This window comes from Sulfitobacter delicatus, assembly GCF_900102535.1.
Classification (GTDB): Bacteria; Pseudomonadota; Alphaproteobacteria; order Rhodobacterales; family Rhodobacteraceae; genus Sulfitobacter; species Sulfitobacter delicatus.
Genome location: NZ_FNBP01000005.1, coordinates 141,575 through 163,964, shown reverse-complemented (window position 1 = coordinate 163,964; position 22,390 = coordinate 141,575). Strand labels below are relative to the sequence as shown.

The 22,390-nt window shown below is 61.1% G+C and carries 23 protein-coding genes; 7 read left to right on the top strand and 16 right to left on the bottom strand.

Annotation, left to right across the window (positions count from 1 at the left end):
- Position 1 precedes the first annotated feature (1 nt).
- Both rpsI and BLS57_RS11125 read left to right on the top strand, forming a co-directional pair.
- The gene (gene rpsI, locus BLS57_RS11130; protein WP_093742230.1) at positions 2-502 is read left to right on the top strand and encodes a 30S ribosomal protein S9; all 501 of its coding nucleotides are present in this window, start codon (positions 2-4) and stop codon (positions 500-502) included.
- 150 nt (positions 503-652) lie between these two features.
- Positions 653-1,444, top strand: a complete 792-nt coding sequence (locus tag BLS57_RS11125) for an endonuclease/exonuclease/phosphatase family protein (protein WP_208597555.1) — start codon at positions 653-655, stop codon at positions 1,442-1,444.
- Between the two features lie 61 nt (positions 1,445-1,505).
- On the opposite strand, the gene BLS57_RS11120 is transcribed toward BLS57_RS11125, so the two are convergent.
- Both BLS57_RS11120 and BLS57_RS11115 read right to left on the bottom strand, forming a co-directional pair.
- The gene (locus BLS57_RS11120) at positions 1,506-2,378 is read right to left on the bottom strand and encodes an ornithine carbamoyltransferase (protein WP_093742228.1); all 873 of its coding nucleotides are present in this window, start codon (positions 2,376-2,378) and stop codon (positions 1,506-1,508) included.
- 216 nt (positions 2,379-2,594) lie between these two features.
- Positions 2,595-3,284 carry a hypothetical protein gene (locus BLS57_RS11115; protein WP_093742226.1) on the bottom strand — a complete coding sequence of 230 codons (690 nt, stop codon included), beginning with the start codon at positions 3,282-3,284 and terminating at the stop codon, positions 2,595-2,597.
- A gap of 217 nt (positions 3,285-3,501) precedes the next feature.
- Between BLS57_RS11115 and BLS57_RS11110 the strand changes: the two genes are divergently transcribed.
- Positions 3,502-4,497 carry an LLM class flavin-dependent oxidoreductase gene (locus tag BLS57_RS11110; protein ID WP_093742224.1) on the top strand — a complete coding sequence of 332 codons (996 nt, stop codon included), beginning with the start codon at positions 3,502-3,504 and terminating at the stop codon, positions 4,495-4,497.
- 5 nt (positions 4,498-4,502) lie between these two features.
- On the opposite strand, the gene BLS57_RS11105 is transcribed toward BLS57_RS11110, so the two are convergent.
- From BLS57_RS11105 to guaA, 11 genes are all read right to left on the bottom strand, one after another.
- Positions 4,503-5,246, bottom strand: a complete 744-nt coding sequence (locus BLS57_RS11105) for an FkbM family methyltransferase (protein ID WP_093742223.1) — start codon at positions 5,244-5,246, stop codon at positions 4,503-4,505.
- Positions 5,247-5,291: 45 nt separating this feature from the next.
- On the bottom strand, positions 5,292-5,909 hold the full coding sequence (locus tag BLS57_RS11100) for a TetR/AcrR family transcriptional regulator (protein ID WP_093742221.1): 618 nt from the start codon (positions 5,907-5,909) through the stop codon (positions 5,292-5,294).
- Complete coding sequence (ppk2, locus tag BLS57_RS11095) at positions 5,902-6,771, bottom strand: polyphosphate kinase 2 (protein WP_093742219.1); 870 nt, start codon at positions 6,769-6,771, stop codon at positions 5,902-5,904. The genes BLS57_RS11100 and ppk2 overlap by 8 nt, the downstream gene beginning before the upstream one ends.
- Positions 6,772-6,820: 49 nt before the next feature.
- Positions 6,821-7,801, bottom strand: coding sequence for an alpha/beta fold hydrolase (locus tag BLS57_RS11090; RefSeq protein ID WP_093742217.1), 981 nt, complete (start codon positions 7,799-7,801; stop codon positions 6,821-6,823).
- Positions 7,785-8,702, bottom strand: coding sequence for a homoserine O-acetyltransferase MetA (gene metA / locus BLS57_RS11085; protein ID WP_093742215.1), 918 nt, complete (start codon positions 8,700-8,702; stop codon positions 7,785-7,787). Before metA ends, BLS57_RS11090 begins: the two co-directional genes overlap by 17 nt.
- A gap of 54 nt (positions 8,703-8,756) precedes the next feature.
- Entirely contained in the window at positions 8,757-9,617 is an 861-nt protein-coding gene (locus BLS57_RS11080; protein ID WP_093742213.1) for an ATPase, read from the bottom strand.
- A gap of 13 nt (positions 9,618-9,630) precedes the next feature.
- Positions 9,631-10,563 carry a DMT family transporter gene (locus BLS57_RS11075; protein ID WP_093742211.1) on the bottom strand — a complete coding sequence of 311 codons (933 nt, stop codon included), beginning with the start codon at positions 10,561-10,563 and terminating at the stop codon, positions 9,631-9,633.
- A gap of 109 nt (positions 10,564-10,672) precedes the next feature.
- Entirely contained in the window at positions 10,673-11,761 is a 1,089-nt protein-coding gene (locus BLS57_RS11070; protein ID WP_093742209.1) for an OmpP1/FadL family transporter, read from the bottom strand.
- A 116-nt stretch (positions 11,762-11,877) separates the two neighbouring features.
- Positions 11,878-12,753 (bottom strand): DMT family transporter, encoded by an 876-nt coding sequence (locus tag BLS57_RS11065; protein WP_093742208.1) that lies wholly within the window; start codon positions 12,751-12,753, stop codon positions 11,878-11,880.
- On the bottom strand, positions 12,750-13,028 hold the full coding sequence (locus BLS57_RS11060) for a putative quinol monooxygenase (protein WP_093742206.1): 279 nt from the start codon (positions 13,026-13,028) through the stop codon (positions 12,750-12,752). The genes BLS57_RS11065 and BLS57_RS11060 overlap by 4 nt, the downstream gene beginning before the upstream one ends.
- A gap of 2 nt (positions 13,029-13,030) precedes the next feature.
- Positions 13,031-14,593 (bottom strand): glutamine-hydrolyzing GMP synthase, encoded by a 1,563-nt coding sequence (gene guaA / locus BLS57_RS11055; protein ID WP_093742204.1) that lies wholly within the window; start codon positions 14,591-14,593, stop codon positions 13,031-13,033.
- 198 nt (positions 14,594-14,791) lie between these two features.
- Between guaA and BLS57_RS11050 the strand changes: the two genes are divergently transcribed.
- Positions 14,792-16,330, top strand: a complete 1,539-nt coding sequence (locus tag BLS57_RS11050; protein ID WP_093742202.1) for a trimethylamine methyltransferase family protein — start codon at positions 14,792-14,794, stop codon at positions 16,328-16,330.
- Between the two features lie 27 nt (positions 16,331-16,357).
- On the opposite strand, the gene BLS57_RS11045 is transcribed toward BLS57_RS11050, so the two are convergent.
- The gene (locus tag BLS57_RS11045; RefSeq protein WP_093742371.1) at positions 16,358-16,660 is read right to left on the bottom strand and encodes a DUF6477 family protein; all 303 of its coding nucleotides are present in this window, start codon (positions 16,658-16,660) and stop codon (positions 16,358-16,360) included.
- Between the two features lie 279 nt (positions 16,661-16,939).
- Between BLS57_RS11045 and BLS57_RS11040 the strand changes: the two genes are divergently transcribed.
- Positions 16,940-18,031: a DUF6456 domain-containing protein gene (locus BLS57_RS11040; protein ID WP_093742369.1), complete on the top strand. Its 1,092-nt coding sequence runs from the start codon at positions 16,940-16,942 to the stop codon at positions 18,029-18,031.
- Between the two features lie 41 nt (positions 18,032-18,072).
- Here BLS57_RS11040 and BLS57_RS11035 read toward each other — a convergent pair whose 3' ends face one another.
- Positions 18,073-19,569, bottom strand: coding sequence for a catalase (locus BLS57_RS11035; protein ID WP_093742200.1), 1,497 nt, complete (start codon positions 19,567-19,569; stop codon positions 18,073-18,075).
- Between the two features lie 94 nt (positions 19,570-19,663).
- Here BLS57_RS11035 and BLS57_RS11030 point away from each other — a divergent pair, with 94 nt between their 5' ends.
- On the top strand, positions 19,664-20,581 hold the full coding sequence (locus tag BLS57_RS11030; protein WP_093742198.1) for a hydrogen peroxide-inducible genes activator: 918 nt from the start codon (positions 19,664-19,666) through the stop codon (positions 20,579-20,581).
- Positions 20,582-20,642: 61 nt separating this feature from the next.
- Here BLS57_RS11030 and BLS57_RS11025 read toward each other — a convergent pair whose 3' ends face one another.
- Positions 20,643-21,191, bottom strand: coding sequence for a peroxiredoxin (locus BLS57_RS11025; RefSeq protein ID WP_093742195.1), 549 nt, complete (start codon positions 21,189-21,191; stop codon positions 20,643-20,645).
- 241 nt (positions 21,192-21,432) lie between these two features.
- Between BLS57_RS11025 and lipA the strand changes: the two genes are divergently transcribed.
- On the top strand, positions 21,433-22,386 hold the full coding sequence (gene lipA, locus BLS57_RS11020; protein ID WP_093742192.1) for a lipoyl synthase: 954 nt from the start codon (positions 21,433-21,435) through the stop codon (positions 22,384-22,386).
- The last annotated feature ends 4 nt before the right edge of the window (positions 22,387-22,390 follow it).

Here is a 22,390-nt window from a genome sequence, read left to right as displayed (position 1 = left end):
CATGGCTGACGAAATCAAATCCCTCGACGGTCTCGAAGCAGCCGTGACCGAGAACATCGGCGGCGTGCAGGGCACCGAAACCGAAATGACGCCTCGTGAGCCGGTTCGTGACGAACTGGGCCGCGCCTATGCCACCGGCAAGCGGAAGGACGCGGTCGCCCGTGTCTGGATCAAGCCCGGCTCCGGCAAGGTGATCGTCAACGGCAAGCCGCAGAACGAATATTTTGCGCGCCCCGTGCAGCAGCTGATCCTGGCGCAGCCTTTCGGCATCACCAACACCGAAGGCCAGTTCGACGTGATCGCGACTGTCAAAGGCGGCGGCCTGTCCGGTCAAGCGGGCGCGGTCAAGCACGGCATCTCCAAAGCCCTGCAGCTGTACGATCCCTCCCTGCGCGGTGCGCTGAAAGCGGCAGGCTTCCTGACCCGTGACAGCCGCGTCGTCGAGCGGAAGAAATACGGTAAGGCCAAAGCGCGCCGGAGCTTCCAGTTCTCCAAGCGTTAAGCTTACCCATCACGACATCAGAAAGGGCCGCCCGGTTGGGTGGCCCTTTTTCGTTGAGGGTGGGAGGTTTGCATTCAGGGCAAACTTGAAGTTCTTCTCCAATGCATCGAATGTCGGCGCCACATGATTGGAGAAAAGACTTTGCAAATAATGTGCCTGAACGGTTGGGGCGGAAAACTTTATGAGGCGCTTTTGACCTATGTCGAAAGCGAAGGCCCCGATGTCCTGTGCCTTCAAGAAGTCATTCACAGCCCGAAGAGCCACAAAGACTGGCTGACCTACCGGGACGGGGATCACATTCTCCCACAGCGCGCGAATTTCTTTCGGGATGTTGCGCGTGTCTTGCCAAACCACGTGGCCGTGTTCTGTCCCGCGGCACAGGGGGTCTTGTGGGACGGCGATCAATCTGTCCCGGCGCAGTGGGGGCTGGCGACATTCGTTCGTCAATCCTTTCCGATCATCGGCCAAGCGCAGGGCTTTGTTCACAAAGGCTTTTCTCCGGATGGCTATGGCGACCATCCCCGTTCCCGCAGCGCTCATGGCGTTCGGGTCTATGACTATGCTGCGGGTCGGACTGTCAGCGTGACGCATATGCACGGCCTGCGCGATCTAAAGGGCAAGATGGATACGCCCGAGCGGGCGGAGCAGGCGCGCAAGTTGCTCGATCTATCCAATCGCGTGTCCGAGGCGGAGGATGTGGTCGTGGTCTGTGGCGATTTCAATGTCGAACCCGACAGTGAAACGCTCGCCATACTCGCAGAAGCCGGATTGACCGAGTTGGTGACAGGGCGTGGCTTCGAAAGCACCCGCAACACCCACTACAAGAAACCTGGCCGGTTTGCCGATTACATGCTCATCAATCGAGAAGAGGCCGTGCGGTCCTTCGATGTGATCCACGATCCCGAGGTATCGGATCACTGCCCGCTGATCCTGACGCTGTAACAGCGGTCAGAGCCGCGGTCATAGCTCTGAGAGGTGTCAGGGTTCGCTGCATGTTGACGGGCTAGACCCGCCCGATAACGGCTTCTGCATAGGCATTCTGTGCATGGAGCAGAAATGCCTTGGCCCGCGGTACAGCGCAGGCCGGGTGCCGCATCGCATCCTCTGACACCTCCTGCCCACGCGTGACGGGGGGGCAGGGCACAAAGAGGACATCTGGTCGGCAGCGGTCCAGATTGCTCGCGGTGACGCGGCATTTTTGGAAGGCCTCAACACCTGCCGCGTCTAGGTCAGACGGCCAGCAGTCTGTTACGATCAGATCCGCGTCTTCAATTCCGCGCATGTCGTCTGTGACATCGCAAGGGCCTCGGGCCTGTTCAGGTGCCTCGAATCCCTTTGGCGTGACTTGGAGCACGTCTAGGTCAAGAACCTGCGCCGCCTCGAACCACGACGAAGCTATGTTGCCAGCGGGGCCTACAACCGCCACCCGCAATCCCTGCCACGACCCACGAACGGACATCACATAGGCTAAGTCTCCGATCACTTCGCACGGATGGTTGTCGTTGGTTCGCAGATTCATTGCCGGGGCCTCTAGCGCATCGGCGAATGACTTTAGCGCGGCGAAGCGTGGCGTGCGCACTGCCATGAGGTCGAACCAGTTGTCCAAATATCCTGCGATGTCTTCGACCGTTTCCCCTCCTTCCAACTTTGCCGTGACGGGAACACAGGTGCCGCCCATTGCTGCGACACCTATGGAAAGGGCGGTCGGATTTCGCCAGCCGGGCAGTTCCTCAATCATCCCGACACGCCGGCCCTGCAACGTTTGAGGCATTGTTCGACTTTGCCAATGTCCGTCAAGCTGACAGGCTCGGGTAGCCAGCTTTTCAATCAGTTGGGCGTCAATTTCGGCGAGAGACAGGAGATCAAACTGTTCCAATTTGCGCTACCTAACTGTGCTCGGGATCAAAGATGCCTGTCTATCAGGTGGCGCAGGTTGTTAATAGGGACACTTCTCTTGCAAGTTGCTGGGCAGGTGTTTGGTGCGAAAGCTGGTTTTGTCCGCATAGCCGAGCGCGGAAACCGCTCCGGTAAAAAGGCCGCCGCGGTCTCCCGCAGCAGCCTTTCAGACGTTCTATGAAGAAGCCGGGCGGGCTCAGCCGCCGATCTCGTAGCTCACTGTGAAGCCCAGCACGCCGTCGCTGTCATTCGTGTCTTCGTACAGCGCTTCCAAGCTCACGCCGTCGCCGAAGTCATAAACAACACCTGCTTCGGCATAGACGTTGTCGTCACGGTCGCTGTTGCCCAAAAGGCCAACGGCGGTCCAGCGCTCGGGAAGGGGTGCCTCAAAGGCCACTTCTTGGTCGCTGTCACCTGTGTCGGGGTCGATGATCACGGCGAAAGCGCCAGTCACGTCGCGGCCAATGGGGAAGCCCAGCGTGGCGGTGATCTCTTCGCTGTCAGCGTCGGAATCGTCCAACCATGTGTAGGCGTAGCTCAGATCCCAGCTCAGGCCCCGGCCAAAGTCCGCGCCATAGCCCAGTTCGGCTTCGTATTCGGCGTCATCCGTGGCGTTCTGGTACAGGGAATTGACGCTAACGCCACCGTGCAAGCCACCGTAGGTGAGTTCGACAAAACCTTCGACTTCGTTTTCAATGTGGTCGAAATCATCGGAGGTGTTGAACTGCGTGGTGGCCGAAACGCCAGCCGACCAACCAATAACCGGCGCGGTTACGCGGTTCTCGATCACCGGATCAAAGCCCGTTGTGATGTTGTCCTGTGCGTAGGCAGCAGAAGAGAGCAGCCCGGCCGAGAGGCCGAGCCCGAAAAGAATTTTAGTTGTCATGGCAATTGCCTTGATTGCGACCCGCAGGTCTGGTTGAAAACGCCTAGCGGATATGCCCGCGGCGAGAGGGCCGCAACGTCCGAGTGCGCATATCAGCCATGCAATCGAACAAATATATGTGATGAACGAACCAATTCGAACGTTTCACTTTTTCGTTTTGTGGTGGTTTCGATATGCGCTGGGGCTGCATATATAGAGGTCAACACAGGAGCCCCAGATGCAGTATTCCGTTCTCGACCTCGCCCCGGTGCCCGAAGGGTCCGACACCGCCACCGCGATACGCAATTCGGTCGCTTTGGCGCAACTGGCCGAGGCTAAGGGCTATCACCGGTTCTGGATGGCGGAGCATCACAACATGCCCGGTATTGCCTCGGCGGCGACATCGGTGCTGCTGGGTCATGTGGCGGACCACACGCAGCGTATCCGCGTAGGCGCAGGAGGCGTAATGCTGCCCAACCACGCGCCGCTCGCGATTGCTGAGCAATTCGGCACCTTGGCTGCGATCCACGGCGACCGGATCGATCTGGGGCTGGGCCGCGCGCCGGGCGGAGATCAAGCTGTGATGCGCGCGCTGCGGCGTGGGATGTCTGGCGGAGATCGTTTTCCCGATGACGTGGCCGAACTGATGTCCTACCTCGGCGCGCCCGATGAGCGCGCCCCGGTGCGCGCGCATCCCGGCGAGGGGACGTATGTGCCGATCTGGATCTTGGGTTCCTCGCTCTATGGCGCGCAACTCGCGGCGCATTTCGGGCTGCCCTATGCCTTTGCATCACATTTTGCCCCCGACGCGCTGGAAGAGGCCACGGCGATCTACCGGCGTGATTTCCAGCCTTCACAAGCCTGCCCGAAGCCGCGGTTCATGCTGGCGGTAAATGTCTTTGCCGCTGACACAGATGAGGAAGGCGCCTATTTGCGGACCTCAATGCAGCAAGCCTTTGCGCGGCTCAGGACGGGCCGTCCGGGCAAGCTGCCGCGTCCGGTGAAGGACATCGATGCCGAGATTGGCGCAGGGCTGCGGCAGGGTGTCGATCATGCGCTGCGGATCACGGCGGCGGGCAGTCCGGAAACGGTGAAACGTCAGTTGGACGCTTTGATTGCCGAGCACCAACCTGATGAATTGATCCTGACGGGGCAGATTCACGATCACGCGTCACGGCTGCGCTCCTTCGAGATCGCGGCGGATGTTTTGCAGGAAATGGGCGTGGCTGCCTGAACAGGTCAGCCGCCGGCCACATACCAATCGTCAAAGCGCGAGATTTCGGGCAACACACGCTGATAGCCCTGTCGGGTGAGCAGGTCGTGTATCTGCGCGCGCTGAGGCGCATAGTTGTGCTCAATGCAGAAGGTGCCCACGCGCCACTTCTGAAAATCGAAGGCGTCGAGGATATCAAACTCGCTGCCTTCGGTGTCGATCGAGATAAAGTCAATTTCCTGCGGTGCGGCATGTTCGGTCAGCAGGTCGTTGAGGGAGATGGTCACGACCTCATAGTTGACGCCCCGCAAACGGCGCCGGGTTGGGGCGTAGCAGGAAATAGATGAATTCTCGCTGCGGGGGGCTTCGGTAAAGGACAGAACCTCCCCACTGCGGCTCCAGACGCAACGGTGCTCAATCGCGCAGTTGCGGTTGCGGGCAAGGTCCGCATGCCAGCCGCGTGCCGGTTCGGCCAGTATGCCGTTCCAATTGAACTGAGTTTCCAGCAGATGGCTGTTGTTCAGCTTGATGCCGTTGGTCGCGCCAAACTCGACAAAAAATCCTTCGGTCTTAAAACCGCTGCGCTGCAGGGCGAAGATATCCTGCCGGAGCTGTGATTGGGACGTTTCCATCAGCTCAAGACAGCGGTTGCGATCCTCGGCGGGCATGGCACGGAAGAATTGCAGATCAAAGTATCCACCTTCACGCGCCTGCAATTCAGCGAGGCGCTCTTTGCGTGTGAACGTGCGATTCTTAAAAAATTCTATCATTGCGCGAGCCTAGCCGAGCCGTGTCGGGCCACAAAGACAAAAGGCTCACTCGTCCGGACGCACCAGCCCCAAACCGCGCAGGTAAATGCCGATCCCGCTTTCCAGCAGGTCGTCCGCGGGGAAGGGCGAGGCGCGGCCCGGCGAGTTTCGGGCGAAAAGCTCGACGACGCCGTGGCTCATGGCCCAGATGTGGGCCGAGAACATCGACGCGGGCGGCCGTTTGTCTTCGGGGATGTGCTGGCTCAGGTCGGCGGCGGCGCGCTCCAACACAGCATTGGCGCGGTTGGCGGCGTGGGCCAGTTCCGGCGTGCGGTTCACCGAAATGCCGGATTCGAACATCGCGATGTAATGGCCGGGGTGTTTGCGCGCAAAAGCGAGATAGGCGCGGCCTGTGGCTTCAAAGGCTTTGAGGGCCGAGGGTTGGCCGGACTCGTAAGCAAACTCCATCAGATCGGCAAAAATGCCGTAGCCTTGATGCGCGGCTTCGGCGATGAGGTCTTCGCGGCCCTCAAAGTGGCGATACACGGCGGCGGGGGTGACGCCGGCGCGTTTGGCGGCCTCTGAGAGGGTAAATCCCGTGGGCCCGCGCTGCTCGATCAACTCGAGCGCCGCGTCGATGAGCGCTTGGCGCAGGTTGCCGTGGTGATAGCCGCGTTTAGGCATCCCAAAGGTCCGGCCCGCCACAGATCGTCGGGTCGATCTCGCCGAGCGTCTTGGTGTCTTTCTGCGGGTAGTCAAAGGCGTGCAGCACATAGCGCATCGCCGCCAGCCGGGCGCGGCGTTTGTCGTCTGAGCGGATGACGGTCCATGGCGTCTCAGGGCTGTGGCTGCGGGCTAATGTGTCTTGGATGGCGGCGGAATATTCCCCCCATTTCGACAGGCCCATCACGTCGATCTTGCTCAGCTTCCACTGTTTCAACGGATCGCTCTCGCGCGACAGCATGCGGCGGAGTTGCTCGGCACGGCCGACGTTGAGCCAGAATTTGAACAGGTGGATGCCGTCTTCGACCAGCATTTGCTCAAAGGGAGTCACTTGCTCAAAGAAATGTTCGCGTTGCTCATGGGTGCAAAAGCCAAAGACCGGCTCGACCACGCCGCGGTTGTACCAAGAGCGGTCATAGAAGACCATTTCGCCCTCGGTGGGCAGGTGTTTGATATAGCGTTGAAAATACCACTCGCCGCGCTCTTTTTCGGTGGGTTTGGACAGGGCCACCACCCGCGCGGCACGCTGGTTCAGGTTATCGCGCATGCGGCGGATCGTGCCGCCTTTGCCCGCAGCATCGCGGCCTTCAAATACCAGCACGACACGCTGCCCTTGGGCGCGGACCCAAGATTGCAGTTTGACCATTTCGATCTGCAACCGGTCATAGTCGCGCTCATAGGTTTTGCGCGAGAGGCGTTCGTCATGCGGGTAGGAAGGCGACAGGATGTCGTCTTTATCAGAACGGCGGATCGCTTGGCGGACGTCCTCGGGGGCGTCGTTCTCGAAAAAGGCGCTTATTGCGCCGTCAAAGGGCAGGTCCATGGGCGCTCCTGTCGGGCTGTTCTTGTTGTAATATGGGATGTTAATGGCCTTAACGCAAACCCGCACGGGCGGCGGCGCGGTCTATGGCATCAACCACCGCCTGCGGGTCGGCGTGGTGGGGCATATGGCCCATGCCGGGCATGCGGATGAGGTTGCCGTTGGGGACGTCGTTAATTAATTCTTCGGCGTGGATATGCATCGGCACGATGGTGTCTGCGTCGCCGTGCAGGATTTCGATAGGCATGGTCAGACTGTCATATTGCGCTGACATTTCAACGACATGGGGGCGGAGTTGATGCACCTGCTGCGCGTTGGCGCGGCTGGCGCTGCGGCGCAGGGTGAGGCCGGTGCCGATGTGCTCGGCATAGCCGTCGGGCGCGGATTGCGGGGCGAAGATGGCTTCAATGCTGCCTTCGACGATGCGTTCGGGGACAAAGGCGGTGACCGTTGGGATGAAGAGCGCACCGCCGAGGCGTGAGGCGCTGACGTTATAGATCCAGCCCAAGCCACCGGGCCAAGGCTCTGACACGGCAGAGACTAGCACCAACGCAGCGGTTTCCTTAGGCCGTGCGAGACCCCATGCCAGCGCCACGGCACCGCCGAAGGAATGGCCCATGACAATGGGGTTTTTGACGCCCAGTTGATCCGCCGCCTGTTGCAGCAAGGCGGCCTGCTCTTGCGGGGATTCGCCCAGCGGGTTCCATGCGCCACGGCTACCGGGCAGGCGGCCCGTATAGCCCATGCCGGGGCGGTCGAACATGATGACGCGGTAGCGGTCGCTCAGCCGTTCGGCAAATCCCATGGTGAATTCGCGCAGGTTGCCGCTAGCCCCGTGGATAAGCACAAGATCAGGTCCGCTGCCGGTGATCTTGGCATGAACCGGGATGCCGCTAACGTCGATGACTTCACCCACAGGTGGATGGCTGGCCTCGGCGGCCCGCTCATGGGCGCGGGCGCGCCATTGGGTGACGCCGACCAGCAGCGCCAGTGCTAACACGAGGTAGATCAGCAACTTAACGGCCAATTTCATTCATATCGAATGGTGTGGTCTGGTAGATCTCATTGATCCAGTTGCCATAAAGCAGATGCGCATGGCTGCGCCAGCGGTTGACCGGGGTGCGGTTGGGGTCGTCTTCGGGGTAGTAGTTGCAGGGCACGTTGATCGGCACGCCATTGTCGACGTCGCGGTCATATTCCTGCTTCAGCGTGTCGCGGTCATACTCGAAGTGGTTGAAAACATAGAGCGCGCGGTGCGCCGGGTCTTCTATCAGGCAGGGGCCGACTTCGTCGCTGCCCAAGAGCGTGGTCAGGCCGGGGTGTGTGTTCACTTCGTCTTGGCGGATTTCGGTCCAGCGCGAGACAGGCACTGTGCAATCGTCCGAAAAGCCGCGCAGATAGGGCGAGGCGGGCGCGAGGTTGCGGTGGCGGAAACAGCCGAAGGCTTTGGCGGGAAGCATGTGTTTTTTCACGCCGTGGAAATGGTTGATCATCGCCATGCCGCCCCAGCAGACGCCAAAGGTGGAGTGGACGTTGGTCTGTGTCCATTCCATGACTTCGCGCAGTTCGTCCCAATAAGTAACCTCGTCGAACTCCAGATGTTCGATCGGCGCGCCGGTGATGATGAGCCCGTCGAATTTCTCGTCCTGCATCTCTTCAAAGGGGCGATAGAAGCTTTCCATATGTTCGGCGGCGGTGTTGCGGGCTTGGTGGTCGGACATGCGGATGAGGCTCAACTCAATTTGCAAAGGTGTCGCACCGATGAGCCGGGCAAATTGGTTCTCGGTCTGGATCTTTTTCGGCATCAGGTTCAACAGCGCAATGCGCAGGGGGCGGATGTCTTGCCGCGATGCCAGTTCCTCGTCCAGCACCATGACGCCTTCGTTGCGCAGAACGTCAAAGGCGGGCAGGCGGGCGGGGATTTTGATGGGCATGGGACAGGTCTTTCAGGCGGCTAGAGCAGTCAGGTAATGTCGGACGTCTTGGGATCAACCGTTTGCGGGCAGGCGGTTGGCGATCAGGTCGGTAAAGTCTTGCGGCGCGCGCAGCGCGTCGATGTCGGCGGGCGTGATGGTGACACCCCATTTTGCCATCGCCGCATAGCGCGGCTGGCGGTGCGACAGGGCGGCGGCATAGGTCCAGCGGATGAAGTCGTCGGGGTTCACGGCGTCTTCGGTGATGTTTTTTTCGGCGAGATAGTCGGCCCAGGCGCGGGTAAGGAACTCGGGCTGGTAGGCCATGGGTTTCGGTGCTTTGTCAAAGCGGCGGATAAGTTCTTGGGTATGGGCCTCATCGCCTTTGATCCAGACCAGCAGGCATTCGTCGGCCAGTTGTTTCAGCAGCGGATCGTTCGGGTTTTCGGGATCGACCCATTCGCAGATCGACCCGCCCGTGTCGCAGATGAAATGCGGGTAGCCATAGAGCGCTTCGGCCCGGTTGGCGAAATAGGCGGTGTCTTTGAGCGCACTGATTTCGGCGCGGCGGAAGGCCTCTTGCCGCTTGGCGTATTCGGCCATGGGCAGGCCGCCGCGGTCCGGGTCGCCGGGTTTGCCGAGCCAAGTGGCCACGGGCGAGAGGTTGTCGAAGGTGATGTTGGAGCCGATGTAGATGCTGTCGCTGAGCAGCAGGTCTCTCAGAAACGGCACTTTCATCGCCTCGGCCTTGGCATTGTCGGCGATCAACTCGCCCAAGTAGCGGGTGCCGATGCGGTAATCGATGGAGTAGTGAAACCAATCGCCGCTGTCGCGCAGCATGCTCGACAGATGGGTTTTGCCCAAGCCCGACATGCCAAAGATCAGCACCTTGCGGCGCGGGGCGGCGCGCCAGTCTTCAGCCGTGGGATAGAGCATAGATCACCGAGGGTTACGAAGTGCGTTTCCCCTGAGTACCCCACAGTTTCACCAGACGCCAGATGCGGCCATCGAGCACCAGCAGGCCAAGCGCCAGCAGGGCGAAACCGCTATAGGCCGCGGGGCGCAGGGTCTCGTCGCGCAGCCATGCGCCGAGGAGGATTGCGACGGGGGCGACCAGCAGGGTCACCAGCATCAGGTTGCTGCTGCCCGCCATGCCCAGCACGCGGTAATAGAGCAGATAGGCCAGTGCGGTGGCCGGAACCGCGTAATAGGCGATCGCGGCGATGGTGGCGGGGGCGAGGTCCAGCGTGAGCGGGCCTTCGACAACCCACGCCAGCGGCAGCATGATCAGGGTCGCGCCGGTGAGCATCCCGGCGGCGGCGAGTTGTGGCGGCTGGCCCGAGAAATGTTTGCGCGCCCAGACGCCCGCCATGGCATAGGACATCGCGCCGCCCAGCACCGCGAGTTGCGCGAGGCTGCCGATGTCGAAGTTCTTGAGGTTTTCCAGACCGATGGCCGTGGTGACCCCGGCAAAGCCCAGACAGACGCCGAGCGCTTTGCGCGGGGTGATGCGCTCGTCAGCGAGAAAGACCGCGGCAGCCAGCACGCCGAAGATCGCGGTGGCGGCGTTAAGGATGGAGGTGAGGCCCGAGGGGATGTGCAACTGCCCCCATGCCATGAGCGAGAAGGGGATCACGTTGTTCAAAAGCCCCATGACCAGAAAGGCGCCCCAGATGCGCGGCTCTCGCGGTAGGGGCAGACGGATCAGCAGCACTGCGGCCCAGAGCACCAGCATCGCCCAGAAGACGCGGTGCGCGACCGAGGTCAGCGGCCCGATCTCGTCCAGCGCCACGCGCACGGCGACGAATGACGCACCCCAGAGGAGGGCGAGCAGGCCCATTTCGATCCAAGCGCGGGGGGAGATGGTTTTTTGCGTAATCATGGGGTGGGTTTAGGCGCAAACTTTGCGCCCCGCGACCCGAAAGATGCGCATGCATGAAAAACGCCGCCCGAAAGGCTTCGGGCGGCGTGTTCGTAGAGCGTTGCTTCGTTTAGAAAGTGAAGCCGACCTTTACGCCGAAGGCAACGGCGTCGTTGTCTTCAAAGTTCGCGGCTGGTGCGGCTGTGGGAATGGCGGTTTGCGCGTCGCCGATGTTCACATAGCGGATGCCGGAGGTGATCTTCATATTGTCGCGGGTGTAGACCGCCGCGAGCGCGAGGCTCTTGTTGCCGTCGGTCGGGCCGAGGTTGGAGGCAAAGCCGCCTTCAGACTTCTCGTATCCCACGGAGGCCGACACCGACCAGTTTTCGTTCAGCTTGCGGCCCACGCCCAAGGAGTAGGTGAAGACGTCGTTTTCGTAGCTTACCAGCGAAGCGCCACCGGTCGCCGTGGCATAGGCTGCGGGCGAAATATCAAAGGATGACCAATCCACCCAGCGGATGCCACCAAAGAGCAGCGTGTCTGCAGCGATGCCGGTCTGAAAGTCGAGGTTCACAGATTGCGGTGTTTCGATCTCGGTCGTGCTCATCACCGCGCCAAACTCGGTCGTGTCAACGTCGTGTTTGATCTTGGAGTTATAGGTCAGCGCGACGCGCATCGCGATGTCGGGACGCTCGTAAGCGACACCCGCCACATAGCCCACGCCCGTGTCGCGCTCGCCATCAACGGTATAGCCCCCGACGAAGGGCACGGCTGCGACCGCTTCGATGGTTTGCACGCGCACACCGCCATGGACACTGAAGTTGTCATTCATCCGGTAGCGCAACAGGCCTGTCAGCGCGTGGCTTTCCAGATCAGCTTGCGCGCCGGCGGCGTAGTAACCGGTGCCTGTCGGGTAATCCACATCCGCGCCAAAGGGCTGGTCATAGATCAACGCATAGGACAGACGGTCATTGATGTCGGCTTTATATGCCGCGCCGAACTGCAGGTAGCTCTCGGTGACATTGCCGGAGTTAAAGCCGCCCAGTGTCGCGACCGCGGTGCCGGATGTATCGGGCGAAATCGATCCGAGCGAAAACTCGGCGTAGCGGCCGCTTTCGAACAAGGCGTTGATTGACTGGCCCGAACGGTCGATGCCGCCCGCGGATACGGCTGCGGTTGATGCCAGCAAAGCTGACATGCTCAGAATGGTCGTTCTCATAGCTCTCCTCCCCAGAAGACGCGCGCCGATCCTCCCCGGCGCTTGTAGGGATAGAATGACGGGGGCGGTTCTCGGTCAACGGGTGACGCAGGGGCAGATCGGAGGGTGACTTAACGTCAGGCGGTTTGGGCGCGGGGTTTGCGGGTCTCGAACCATAAGTTGAGATAATTGCCTGCGAAAATTACGCCCGCTCCGACAAAGACCCAGATGTCGAGCGCTTCGGCATAGAGCAGCATGCCGATGATGGCGATGACCGGCAGGCGGACGAAGTCGATCGGCACCACCACCGTGGCAGGCGCGAGGGAAAGCGCATTGGTCAGGCAATAGTGGGCCAAAAGGCCACAGACACCGACAAGGGCGAGGAAGGGCAGGCTTGCTGCGTCGGGAAGCGCGATATCGCCGTCGTATCCAGCCGTTAGCAGGCCAAAGACCAATTGCGTGGTCGTCAGGTAGAAAAGGATCGTGGTGATGTCTTGCGTGCGGGTGAGCCGTTTGGTCAGCACATTGGTCAGGGCAAAGAACACCGCGCAACTGGCGGCGGCGACGATGCCGAGGTTCAGGTTGCCCATATCCGGACGGGCGACGATCAGTATGCCGATAAAGCCCATGAGCGCGGCAATCGCGCGGGTGGCCGTTAGCCGTTCGCCAAGAAGGAAGATCGACAGGACGACGACCCAAAGCGGCGAGGTGAACTCCATCGCGAAGACCTGCGCCAGCGGGATTAAGGTGACCGCGAGGAACCAGAGGTTCTGCCCTGTGAAATGTGCCATATTGCGCAGCAGTTGCAGGCCGAGGTTGCGGGTGTTGATCTGTCGCCAAGCGCCGGTGGCGGCAGCGAGGGACAAGACGACCACCACGCCAAAGGCACTGCGGTACATCATGATCTCAAAGGTGTCGTAGCGCCCGGACAACTCGCGCCCCGCCACTGCCATGGCTGAGAAGGAGGCAATGGAGCCGATCATCCAGAGGGCAGCGCGGACGGTCGGGGTCATGGGATCTCCGTAATCCCGTAATCGCGTTTGATCCCGGCGGTCAGCTTGGCCCAGTCAGACGCCCCGGCGCGGGCCTGATGGGCGTCAAAGGCGGCGCGGTCGGTGAAAAGCTCAGCGACATGCCAGACCAGCGGATCGTTTGTTGGGGTGACGTCGAAGCTGAGGCAGCCGGGCTCGGCGCGGGTCAGGCGTGTATGTGTCTCAAGCCCTGCCATCACACGGTCGGCTTCGGCCTGATCCGCGCAGCGAAGGTGGCCGGTAAGGGCCACCTTCATACTTATTCCCACTCGATGGTGCCCGGAGGTTTCGAGGTGATGTCATAGGTGACGCGGTTGATGCCCGGCACTTCGTTGATGATCCGCGTGGCGGTCTCGCCAAGGAAGTCATGGGTGAAGGGGTAATAGTCCGCTGTCATCCCATCGACCGAGGTCACCGCACGTAGGGCGCAGGCGAAATCATAGGTGCGGCCATCGCCCATCACGCCCACGGTGCGCACCGGCAGGATCGCAACGAATGCCTGCCAGATATCGTCATAAAGACCATGGCGGCGGATTTGGTCGATATAGACCGCATCGGCCTCGCGCAGGATGGCGAGTTTCTCGCGGGTGATCTCTCCGGGGCAGCGGATCGCAAGACCCGGCCCGGGGAAGGGGTGACGGCCAATGAAGCTCGGCGGCAGACCCAACTCGCGGCCCAACTCGCGCACTTCGTCTTTGAACAACTCGCGCAGAGGCTCGACCAGTTTCAGGCCCATCTTCTCGGGTAGGCCACCAACGTTGTGGTGGCTCTTGATGGTGACCGAGGGACCGCCAGAGAAGCTGACGCTTTCGATCACATCCGGGTAAAGCGTGCCTTGGGCCAAAAAGGTCGCATCGCCCACGTCTTTCGCATGTTTCTGGAACACGTCGATAAAGAGTTTGCCGATGATCTTGCGCTTGGTCTCTGGGTCCGACACGCCGTCGAGTTCACCAAGGAACAACTCCTGCTCATCGGCGTGGATCAGCGGCATGTTGTAATGGTCGCGGAACATGGTGACAACCTCTTCGGCCTCGCCCTTGCGCAGCAGACCGTGGTCAACAAAGACGCAAGTCAGCTGGTCACCAATTGCTTCGTGGATCAGCACAGCAGCGACGGAGCTATCAACGCCACCCGACAGACCACAGATCACCTTCTGGTCGCCGACCTGTTCCCGGATCGCGGCAATCGCCTCGTCGCGGTAAGCGCTCATGGTCCAGTCGCCCTTGAAGCCCGCAAGACGCACGAAGTTCTCATAAAGGCGCGGGCCATTGGGGGTGTGGTGCACCTCGGGGTGGAACTGCACCGCGTAGAAGTTGCGCGACACATCGCCGGTGATGGCGAAAGGCGCGTTGGGGGAGGTGCCATAGACCTCGAACCCCGGTGCGATTTTGCTGACGTGGTCGCCGTGGCTCATCCAGACCTGTTCGCGATCGGTGGCGAACCAGCCTTCGAGCAGTTCAAGCTGTTGGCCCGTGGGGGTCACGAAAGCCCGGCCAAACTCAGCCGTGCCATGCCCGCGCTCCACATGACCGCCAAGGCAGTGCATCATGACCTGCTGGCCATAGCAGATGCCAAGGATAGGCACGCCCAGCTCAAAGACCGACTGCGGCGGGAGCGGGGCGCCTTCGGCAAACACCGAAGACGGGCCGCCCGACAGGATCACCGCCTTGGGCGCGAAATCCTTGAGGAAAGCATCGTCCACCGTGTTGAACGGGTGAATTTCGCAATAGACATTCAGCTCTCGCAGGCGGCGCGCGATAAGCTGCGTGACCTGGCTGCCGAAGTCGATGATGAGAAGGCGGTCATGGGTGATATCTGTCATGGGGGTGTGATTAGGGCGGCACGGGGCCGCTGGCAAGCCTCAAGGGCGTTCTACGCAGGGGGCTGCGGCGAATAATCTTGCCCCTTGGCGCAACGGGAGGCCGCGATGTCGCTTTTTGCCGCTAGAGGGCGTTATCTGCGCGAAGGGGGCGCTGGGAATGGGGTAGTGACAGGCAAGAGTTGCGGGAAGGGATACAGCATGGCGGAATCAGCACGGCGGACGCGCGGCGGGGGCGGAGCGGCACGGCGGGCGGCACGCTCGGCGGTGTCATTCGAGACGGCACGCTACATCGAGCGCAATATCCCGAACTTCGAAGTGCTAAGCGAAGAGGCGCTGGAGATCATTGAGCATAACGCCGACACGGTGCTTGAAGAGATCGGTGTGAATTTCCCCGACAACCCCGATGCGCTGGCGCTGTGGCGTGAGGCCGGGGCCGATGTGCAGGGGGAGCGGGTGCGCATCCCGCGGGGGCTGGCACGCAAGCTCTGCGCCACGGCACCGTCCACGATCACCCAAGTGGCGCGCAACCGGGAGCGTGACGTCGTCATAGGGGGCAAGAGCCTTGTCCTCGCGCCTGTCTACGGCCCGCCCTTTGTGCGCGATGCCGCCGGGGGGCGCCGCTATGCCACGATGGCGGATTTCGAAAAGTTCGTGAAGCTGGGCTATATGTCAAAATGGCTGCACCACTCAGGCGGGACGGTTTGCGAGCCGACCGACATCCCGGTGAACAAACGCCACCTCGATATGCTGCATGCCCATATGACGCTGAGCGACAAGCCCTTCATGGGATCGGTGACCGAACCGTCGCGGGCGCAGGATTCTGTCGATATGTGTGGGGTGCTCTTTGGCGAGCAGTTTGTGCAAGACAACACGGTGATGACCTCGCTCATTAACATCAACTCACCGATGACGTTTGATGACGTGATGATGGGCGCGCTGAAGGTCTATGCCGAGAACAATCAGGCCTGCATCATCTCGCCGTTCATCGTCGGGGGGGCAATGGCGCCGGTGAGTGTCGCAGGTACGCTGACGCAGGTACTGGCAGAGACATTGGCCGGGATCGCCTATAGCCAGCTTGTCCGACCCGGTGCGCCGGTCATCATGGGGGCCTTTGTGACCTCCATCGACATGAACAGCGGGGCGCCGACCTTTGGCACGCCGGAGGCTGCGCATATCACCTATGGCGCTGGGCAACTGGCGCGGCGGCTCAACTTGCCGTATCGGAGCGCTGGGTCGTTCAATGGCTCGAAACTGCCCGATGCGCAGGCGGCTTATGAAACCTCGAACAGTTTGAACATGGGGCTGCTCTCGGGTGTGAACTTCATGCTGCATGCCTGTGGCTGGCTGGAAGGGGGGCTGGTGTCGTCTTTTGAGAAATTTGTCATGGACGCCGACCAGTTGGGCACCCTGCATCATCTTGCCCGGGGGGTGGAGATCGACGAGAACGCACAAGCCATGGATGCAATCCGCGAAGTTGGGCCGGGGGGGCATTACCTTGGCTGCGCCCATACGCAGAACAACTTCCGCGAGGCGTTCTGGAAGTCGGACCTGCTGGATTACAAACCTTTTGAGACATGGTCAGACGAAGGCGCGCGCGATACGCAAAGCCTCGCCACTGCACGGGTCGAGAAACTGTTGGGTGACTATCAGCAACCCGAGCTCGATCCGGCCATTCGTGAGGCGCTGGACGCCTTCGTGGCCGAACGCAAAGCCGCGGAACCTGACAGCTTTACCTAAGCGCTGGGCGGTTAGCCCTGCTGACGATCACTCCGCCGGTGCGAGGTCGGTTGCTGACTTCAGGAAGCGGGCCTCGCCCACCATGGCGATCAGCACATCGACGTGGCGCACGAGGCTGTAGCCTGCGTCGCCAATCTTGCGCTGGGCATTAAGCTCGGCCTCGATCTCCATCAGCTTGAACAGCGCCGTCCCGTGGCGCGGCAACACGCCAAAGCCGAGGATGCGCGGCAAATGGGTCGTGCGGCGGTACTCTTCCGCGCCGATCCGTGCAGCGCGCATCAGCAGGCGCGGGCGGTGCAGTTTGTTGAGCATGGAAAGCAGATCTTGCATGGCAAACACTCCGTTGCGGCAGGGTGGGGAATCACCCGTATCGACAAAGTCTGTCACAACCTTGCCGGGTGTTGCGCGATCGCCGCTCCCGCCGTACGGCAGTTTCACCGCTGTTTATCTTTTGGAAACAATCATGACCAAACCGAACAATTTTAACGAACGGGTAACCAAAGCGTTCATACTTTGTGAATAACTCTGGGGATAACTCCCCGGTTTGGGCCCGCCAAACATGGAAGTGGCAGTCAATTGAAGGCGCAATATCACACCGATCAGATCTCCCTGCCGGGATGGGTGCCGGATGGGGCGCTGCACTATCTGGCACATACCGAAGCGGGCGCTCCGATCCGGGCTTTGGCCCGGCAAGCGGGGTGTCATGCCTCGACGATCATGCGCCAAATCCGCCGCATCGAAACCCGGCGCGATGATCCGCTGGTAGATGCCGCGCTGCGTCGGCTCGGGGCGCTGCGCCCTGGGTGCCAAAAGACTGCCGTTCCCAAAGCAGGAAAGGCCGCCATGATGACCAAGACCTCCCCCAGACTTCCCGATGAAAAGACCTTTGCATTCGAAGCACTGCGTGTCTTGCGACGTCTGCGCGAGACCGGTGCGGTATTGGCCGTGGCAGAGGGCATGGAAAAGGCGGTGGTGGTGCGCGAGACCGAAAGCGGGCCCGGCGCACGTACGGCTGTAGTGGACGCCGCTGTCGCACAGGCGATGGCCTTGAAAGATTGGATCGCGCCCGGCCCGGCGGGGCGGGTTACCCGGTACCGGATTACCAATGCAGGCCGCGGAGCGCTGCGCCGTTTGGCTGAGGAGCAGGGCACGCCAGAGCGGGCGGGAGGCTTTGCCGAAGATCAAGCGGGTTTTGCCGGGCTGGACGCAGGTTGGGGAGGCACGGCTGAAGAAGTGGAGCCGGCGCGCGGGCGCAACCGCTATCACCTTTCGGACAGCCCGCTGACCGCCTTAGCCCGACGGCGCGATAAAAGCGGCGCGCCCTTTCTGGACGATGCCCTTGTCCACGCCGGGGAGCAGTTGCGCGAGGATTTCGAATTGGCTCAGATGGGCGCGCAGGTGGGGCAGAACTGGGATCATTTCCTGACGCCGGGGGCATCTACCCCTGCAAGGGGCGGTAATTCCGGTGCTATGGCAGCAGCCGAAGCGCGCAAACGGGTGGCCGATGCGATGGCAGAACTTGGCCCCGGGCTATCGGATGTGGTGCTGCGTTGCTGCTGCTATCTGGAAGGGCTGGAAACCACGGAAAAGCGGCTCGGCTGGTCGGCGCGATCAGGCAAGATCGTGCTGCGGATCGCGCTCATGCGGCTAAAGCGGCATTATGATGAGACCGTCGGGCCCGGCGGGCCGATGATCGGATAAGAACGGGGCGGCGGAGCCAAGAGCCCGCCGCCCCAAATGTATTATTCAGCGACTTTGGTTGGCGTTTCATCCGTCACGGAAATCGCCACCTCGTCCTTCTCGCAAGCAGCGCGGACCCCGGCGGCATAGTCGGGATGCACCTTCTCGAGCACTGCGTACCAGCGTTCCTTGACCGACTGCGAACAGGGAGCCATGGCACCGGCCATATTCGCGTGCAGCCGGTCGCGCTGGCCTTGGTCGAAAACCTCAAGGTAGAGCTTGCGCGGCTGGATATAATCGGCGTCCGACTCTTCTTGCACATAGCGGTCGGCATCGCCCGAAATGCGCAGCGGTGGTTCCATCACCGATGGGTCGGGGCGGGCCGATTCCTCATATTGGTTCGGCTCGTAATAGGCATCCGGGTGGCCGGTCTGCTGCGGGAAGAACCGCATGGTGCCGTCCTTGTGGTAGTGGTGCATTGGTGCCGCCTTTGGCGCATTGGCGGGCAGGGCCTCGTAATGCGTGCCTAAACGGTAGCGGTGCGCATCGGCATAGGAAAACACCCGTGCTTGCAACATCTTATCGGGTGAGAAACCGATGCCAGGGATCTTGTTAGACGGCGAATAGGCCGCGTTTTCGATGCTCTGGAAGTAGTTGTCGGGGTTGCGGTTGAACTCCAACATGCCGACCGGGATCAGCGGGTAGTCCCCGTGTGGCCAGACTTTGGTCAGATCAAATGGATTAAAGCCGCAGGTCTCGGCCTCTTCCTCGGGCATAACTTGGATGTTGAGTTCCCATTTCGGGTAATCGCCGCCCTCGATCGCGTTAAAGAGGTCCTCTTGGAAGTTCTCGCGTGTGGACCCGATCAGCTCTTCAGCTTCCTCGTTGCTGCGGTTGCGGATTTCCTGCTGACAGCGGAAGTGGAATTTCACCCAGTGACGCTCGCCCTTGGCGTTCCACATCGAATAGGTGTGACTGCCGTAGCCGTGCATATGCATCGGGTTCACCGGGATGCCACGGTCGGACATCAGGATGGTGACTTGGTGGACCGATTCAGGCTGCGCGGCCCAGAAGTCGAACATCGCCTCGGGTGAGCGCAGGTTGGTGCGCGGGTGGCGTTTCTGGGTGCGGATGAAGTCGGGGAACTTATAGGCGTCGCGGACAAAGAAGATCGGGGTGTTGTTGCCAACCACGTCCCAATTGCCTTCTTCGGTGTAGAATTTCACCGAAAAGCCGCGCACGTCGCGTTCGCTGTCTGCTGCGCCCAATTCGCCCGCAACGGTGGACCAGCGCGACAGGATTTCGCAGGTTTTGCCGACCTGAGAGAAAATCGCGGCACAGCTGTATTCGCTGATGTCATGGGTGACGGTAAAGGTGCCTTCGGCGCCCCAGCCTTTGGCATGAACGGCACGCTCGGGAATACGCTCGCGGTTCTGGTGGGCGAGCTTTTCGATCAACTGGTAATCGTCCAGCAGGATCGGGCCGCGGCTGCCTGCGGTCTTGCTGGTGTCATTGGTCGGCATCGGTGCGCCGGCGGTGGTGGTCAGACGTTTGCTCATCTCGGGGTCCCCTCTGGTTTGTCTGAGGGGAGGATGGCCGATTAGTGCGATAATTTCCAATTGCAGTTTTGTACCGCTTCGATAGGTAAAGGTTATGAATTTTACATTGAAACAACTGGAATACTTCCGCGCCCTCGCCACGCTCGGCAACTTTGGCCGCGCGGCGGAGGCCTGTCACATCTCGCAGCCCGCGCTGTCTGTGCAGATTCGCACGTTAGAACAAAGTCTTGGCGGGCGATTGATCGAACGGCAGAGCCGCGCCTCCGTCCTGACCCCACTTGGTCGAGAAGTGCTGGCCCGGGCGGAGGATATTTTGCGACAGGCGCGCTTGCTGGAGGCGTCTGCGCGGGCCCAAGTCGGTCTGGCAGGCACATTGAACCTCGGCCTGATCCCCACCGTCGCGCCCTATCTTCTGCCCGGCGTGCTCGCCGCGCTGCGGGCGCAGGACATCTCGCTGCGGGTGGAGGTGCGGGAGGCGCAGACCGAAGCGTTGCTGGCCGATCTGCGCAATGGCGCGCTGGATGCTGCCGTCATGGCCTTGCCAGCGGGGGAACAAGGCCTTGCTGAAACGCCGCTGTTTGAAGACCGGTTTCTGCTGGCAGGCTCGGCAGAGCGTATGGCGGGGCCGGTGGTGACGCGCCCGACGGATCTGAACCGCACACCACTGATGTTGCTTGAAGACGGGCATTGCCTAACGGATCAGGCGCTGGAGGTTTGCCAGCGCGACCGGACGCAGGCGGGCATTCACACAGGTGCTTCTTCGCTTGCGACCCTGTCGCGTTTGGTAGAGGCGGGGTTTGGCATGACGCTGATGCCCGAGATTGCAGCGCGGACAGAGCTGGATGCCGCGCCGGGGTTGCGGTTGCACCGCTTTACAGCGCCGGAACCTGCGCGGCAGATCGGATTGGTGCGCCGCGCGGGCACGCCAGAAGGGGGCTGGGTGACGCAGCTGGCCGAGACTTTAAAAGATGTGGGGGAAGGGCTGACGGGGCAGATGCGCAATTCACTGTAAAGCGCAGCCCGGTCGGGGGGGATCAGGCCTGTGCAGGCCTGATCCAATCGTCAAAGCAGGCTCATGCCGCTTCGGTTTTCTGCTCATTGGCAAGGTATTCCAGCACGTTTTCTGGGCTGGAAACACCGTAAGGGTCTTCGCTGTGGTTGTCGCAGATGCCGGGCTCTTCGAACCAAGCTTCGATTTTGCCGTCGTTGACGATGGCGGCATAGCGCCAGCTGCGCGCGCCGAAGCCCAAGTTGTCTTTGGCGACCAACATGCCCATGCGGCGGGTGAACTCGCCCGAACCGTCAGGGATCACGTCAATGTTCTTGACGTCCTGCATCTCTTTCCACTTGTTCATGACAAAGCTGTCATTCACCGACAGGCAATAGATCGCGTCGATGCCCTGCTCTTGGAATGCGGCAAAGTTGTTCTCGAAACCGGGCAGCTGGTAGGTGCTGCAAGTGGGCGTAAAGGCACCGGGGAGGGAGAACAGGACGACGCGTTTGCCCTTGAAGAAATCATCGCTGGTTTTGTCTTCCCAGCGGAAGGGGTTGGACCCCTCGATGCTTTCATCGCGCACGCGCGTTTTGAAGGTGACGTTGGGAACTTGAATACCGGGTTTCATTGCGTCTCTCTTTCTCGGATTAGATTCTTCGTGGGCTCCTAGCGGATATAAGAAGGCCAATCAACGGGCGCAATGCTGCAACTGCACGGTTCTTCGGGGTAAGGTTAATCTTATTTAGAAACAGCGGGGTAGACCGTTGCAGGCCATGCATGGCAGCCTTGCGGGGGCAAACAGCTAGGCTGGTGGTCATCGACGTGGTGACTATGCTAAGGAGAAGCGACACAATGATCAGAGGCCAGCCATGCGCGATCTGAAGATACCTGAACAGCGCCACCCCGAAAAAGCGCGCAAGCCTGACAATGCCCAGCCGAAAAAGCCGAGCTGGATCCGGGTCAAGGCACCGGGCGGCAAGGGCTATGCCGAGACGGCGCGGATCATGCGCGACAACAAGCTGACCACGGTTTGCGAAGAGGCGGGCTGCCCCAATGTCGGCGAGTGCTGGAGCCAAGGCCACGCCACGATGATGATCATGGGCGAAGTCTGCACCCGCGCCTGTACCTTCTGCAACATCGCCACCGGCAAGCCGCCCGAAGATCTGGATGTCTTCGAGCCCGGCCGCGTCGCCGATGCGGTGGCGAAACTGGGTCTGAACCATGTGGTCATCACCTCAGTGGACCGCGACGATATTGAGGATGGTGGGGCCGAGCATTTTGCCCAGACCATCCGCGCCGTGCGCCACCGCAGCCCCGAGACTACGATCGAAATCCTGACACCCGATTTCATCCGCTGCGGCCCCGAGGCGTTGGAAAAGGTCGTCGAAGCGCGCCCTGATGTGTTCAACCACAACCTTGAGACGGTGCCGGGTCTTTACCCCGAGGTGCGTCCCGGCGCGCGCTACTTCCATTCCTTGCGGCTGTTGCAGCGCGTGAAAGAACTCGATCCGTCGATGTTCACCAAATCGGGTATCATGGTGGGCTTGGGCGAAGACCGCCAAGCGGTCATTCAGGTCATGGAAGACATGCGCGCCGCCGACATCGATTTCCTGACCATCGGTCAGTATTTGCAGCCGACGCCAAAGCATCACGCGTTGGACCGTTTTGTGACGCCGGATGAATTCGCTTCTTACGAAAAAGCGGCCTATGGCAAAGGGTTCTTGATGGTTTCCTCGACGCCGCTCACGCGGTCGTCCTACCACGCAGGCGATGACTTTGCGCGTCTGCGCGAGGCGCGTAACCGAAAGCTGGGGCTGGCCTGATACG

Bases quoted from the DNA above. Each gene is read 5' to 3' on its own strand.
- lipA (WP_093742192.1), top strand. From the start codon at position 21,433: ATGCGCGATCTGAAGATACCTGAACAGCGCCACCCCGAAAAAGCGCGC.
- BLS57_RS11060 (WP_093742206.1), bottom strand. From the start codon at position 13,028: ATGAAGGTGGCCCTTACCGGCCACCTTCGCTGCGCGGATCAGGCCGAA.
- BLS57_RS11030 (WP_093742198.1), top strand. From the start codon at position 19,664: ATGAATTTTACATTGAAACAACTGGAATACTTCCGCGCCCTCGCCACG.
- BLS57_RS11080 (WP_093742213.1), bottom strand. From the start codon at position 9,617: ATGCTCTATCCCACGGCTGAAGACTGGCGCGCCGCCCCGCGCCGCAAG.
- BLS57_RS11050 (WP_093742202.1), top strand. From the start codon at position 14,792: ATGGCGGAATCAGCACGGCGGACGCGCGGCGGGGGCGGAGCGGCACGG.
- BLS57_RS11025 (WP_093742195.1), bottom strand. From the start codon at position 21,191: ATGAAACCCGGTATTCAAGTTCCCAACGTCACCTTCAAAACGCGCGTG.
- ppk2 (WP_093742219.1), bottom strand. From the start codon at position 6,771: ATGGACCTGCCCTTTGACGGCGCAATAAGCGCCTTTTTCGAGAACGAC.
- BLS57_RS11115 (WP_093742226.1), bottom strand. From the start codon at position 3,284: ATGACAACTAAAATTCTTTTCGGGCTCGGCCTCTCGGCCGGGCTGCTC.
- BLS57_RS11105 (WP_093742223.1), bottom strand. From the start codon at position 5,246: ATGATAGAATTTTTTAAGAATCGCACGTTCACACGCAAAGAGCGCCTC.
- BLS57_RS11110 (WP_093742224.1), top strand. From the start codon at position 3,502: ATGCAGTATTCCGTTCTCGACCTCGCCCCGGTGCCCGAAGGGTCCGAC.
- BLS57_RS11090 (WP_093742217.1), bottom strand. From the start codon at position 7,801: ATGAAATTGGCCGTTAAGTTGCTGATCTACCTCGTGTTAGCACTGGCG.
- BLS57_RS11070 (WP_093742209.1), bottom strand. From the start codon at position 11,761: ATGAGAACGACCATTCTGAGCATGTCAGCTTTGCTGGCATCAACCGCA.
- rpsI (WP_093742230.1), top strand. From the start codon at position 2: ATGGCTGACGAAATCAAATCCCTCGACGGTCTCGAAGCAGCCGTGACC.
- metA (WP_093742215.1), bottom strand. From the start codon at position 8,702: ATGCCCATCAAAATCCCCGCCCGCCTGCCCGCCTTTGACGTTCTGCGC.
- BLS57_RS11035 (WP_093742200.1), bottom strand. From the start codon at position 19,569: ATGAGCAAACGTCTGACCACCACCGCCGGCGCACCGATGCCGACCAAT.
- guaA (WP_093742204.1), bottom strand. From the start codon at position 14,593: ATGACAGATATCACCCATGACCGCCTTCTCATCATCGACTTCGGCAGC.
- BLS57_RS11100 (WP_093742221.1), bottom strand. From the start codon at position 5,909: ATGCCTAAACGCGGCTATCACCACGGCAACCTGCGCCAAGCGCTCATC.
- BLS57_RS11075 (WP_093742211.1), bottom strand. From the start codon at position 10,563: ATGATTACGCAAAAAACCATCTCCCCCCGCGCTTGGATCGAAATGGGC.
- BLS57_RS11125 (WP_208597555.1), top strand. From the start codon at position 653: ATGTGCCTGAACGGTTGGGGCGGAAAACTTTATGAGGCGCTTTTGACC.
- BLS57_RS11045 (WP_093742371.1), bottom strand. From the start codon at position 16,660: ATGCAAGATCTGCTTTCCATGCTCAACAAACTGCACCGCCCGCGCCTG.
- BLS57_RS11065 (WP_093742208.1), bottom strand. From the start codon at position 12,753: ATGACCCCGACCGTCCGCGCTGCCCTCTGGATGATCGGCTCCATTGCC.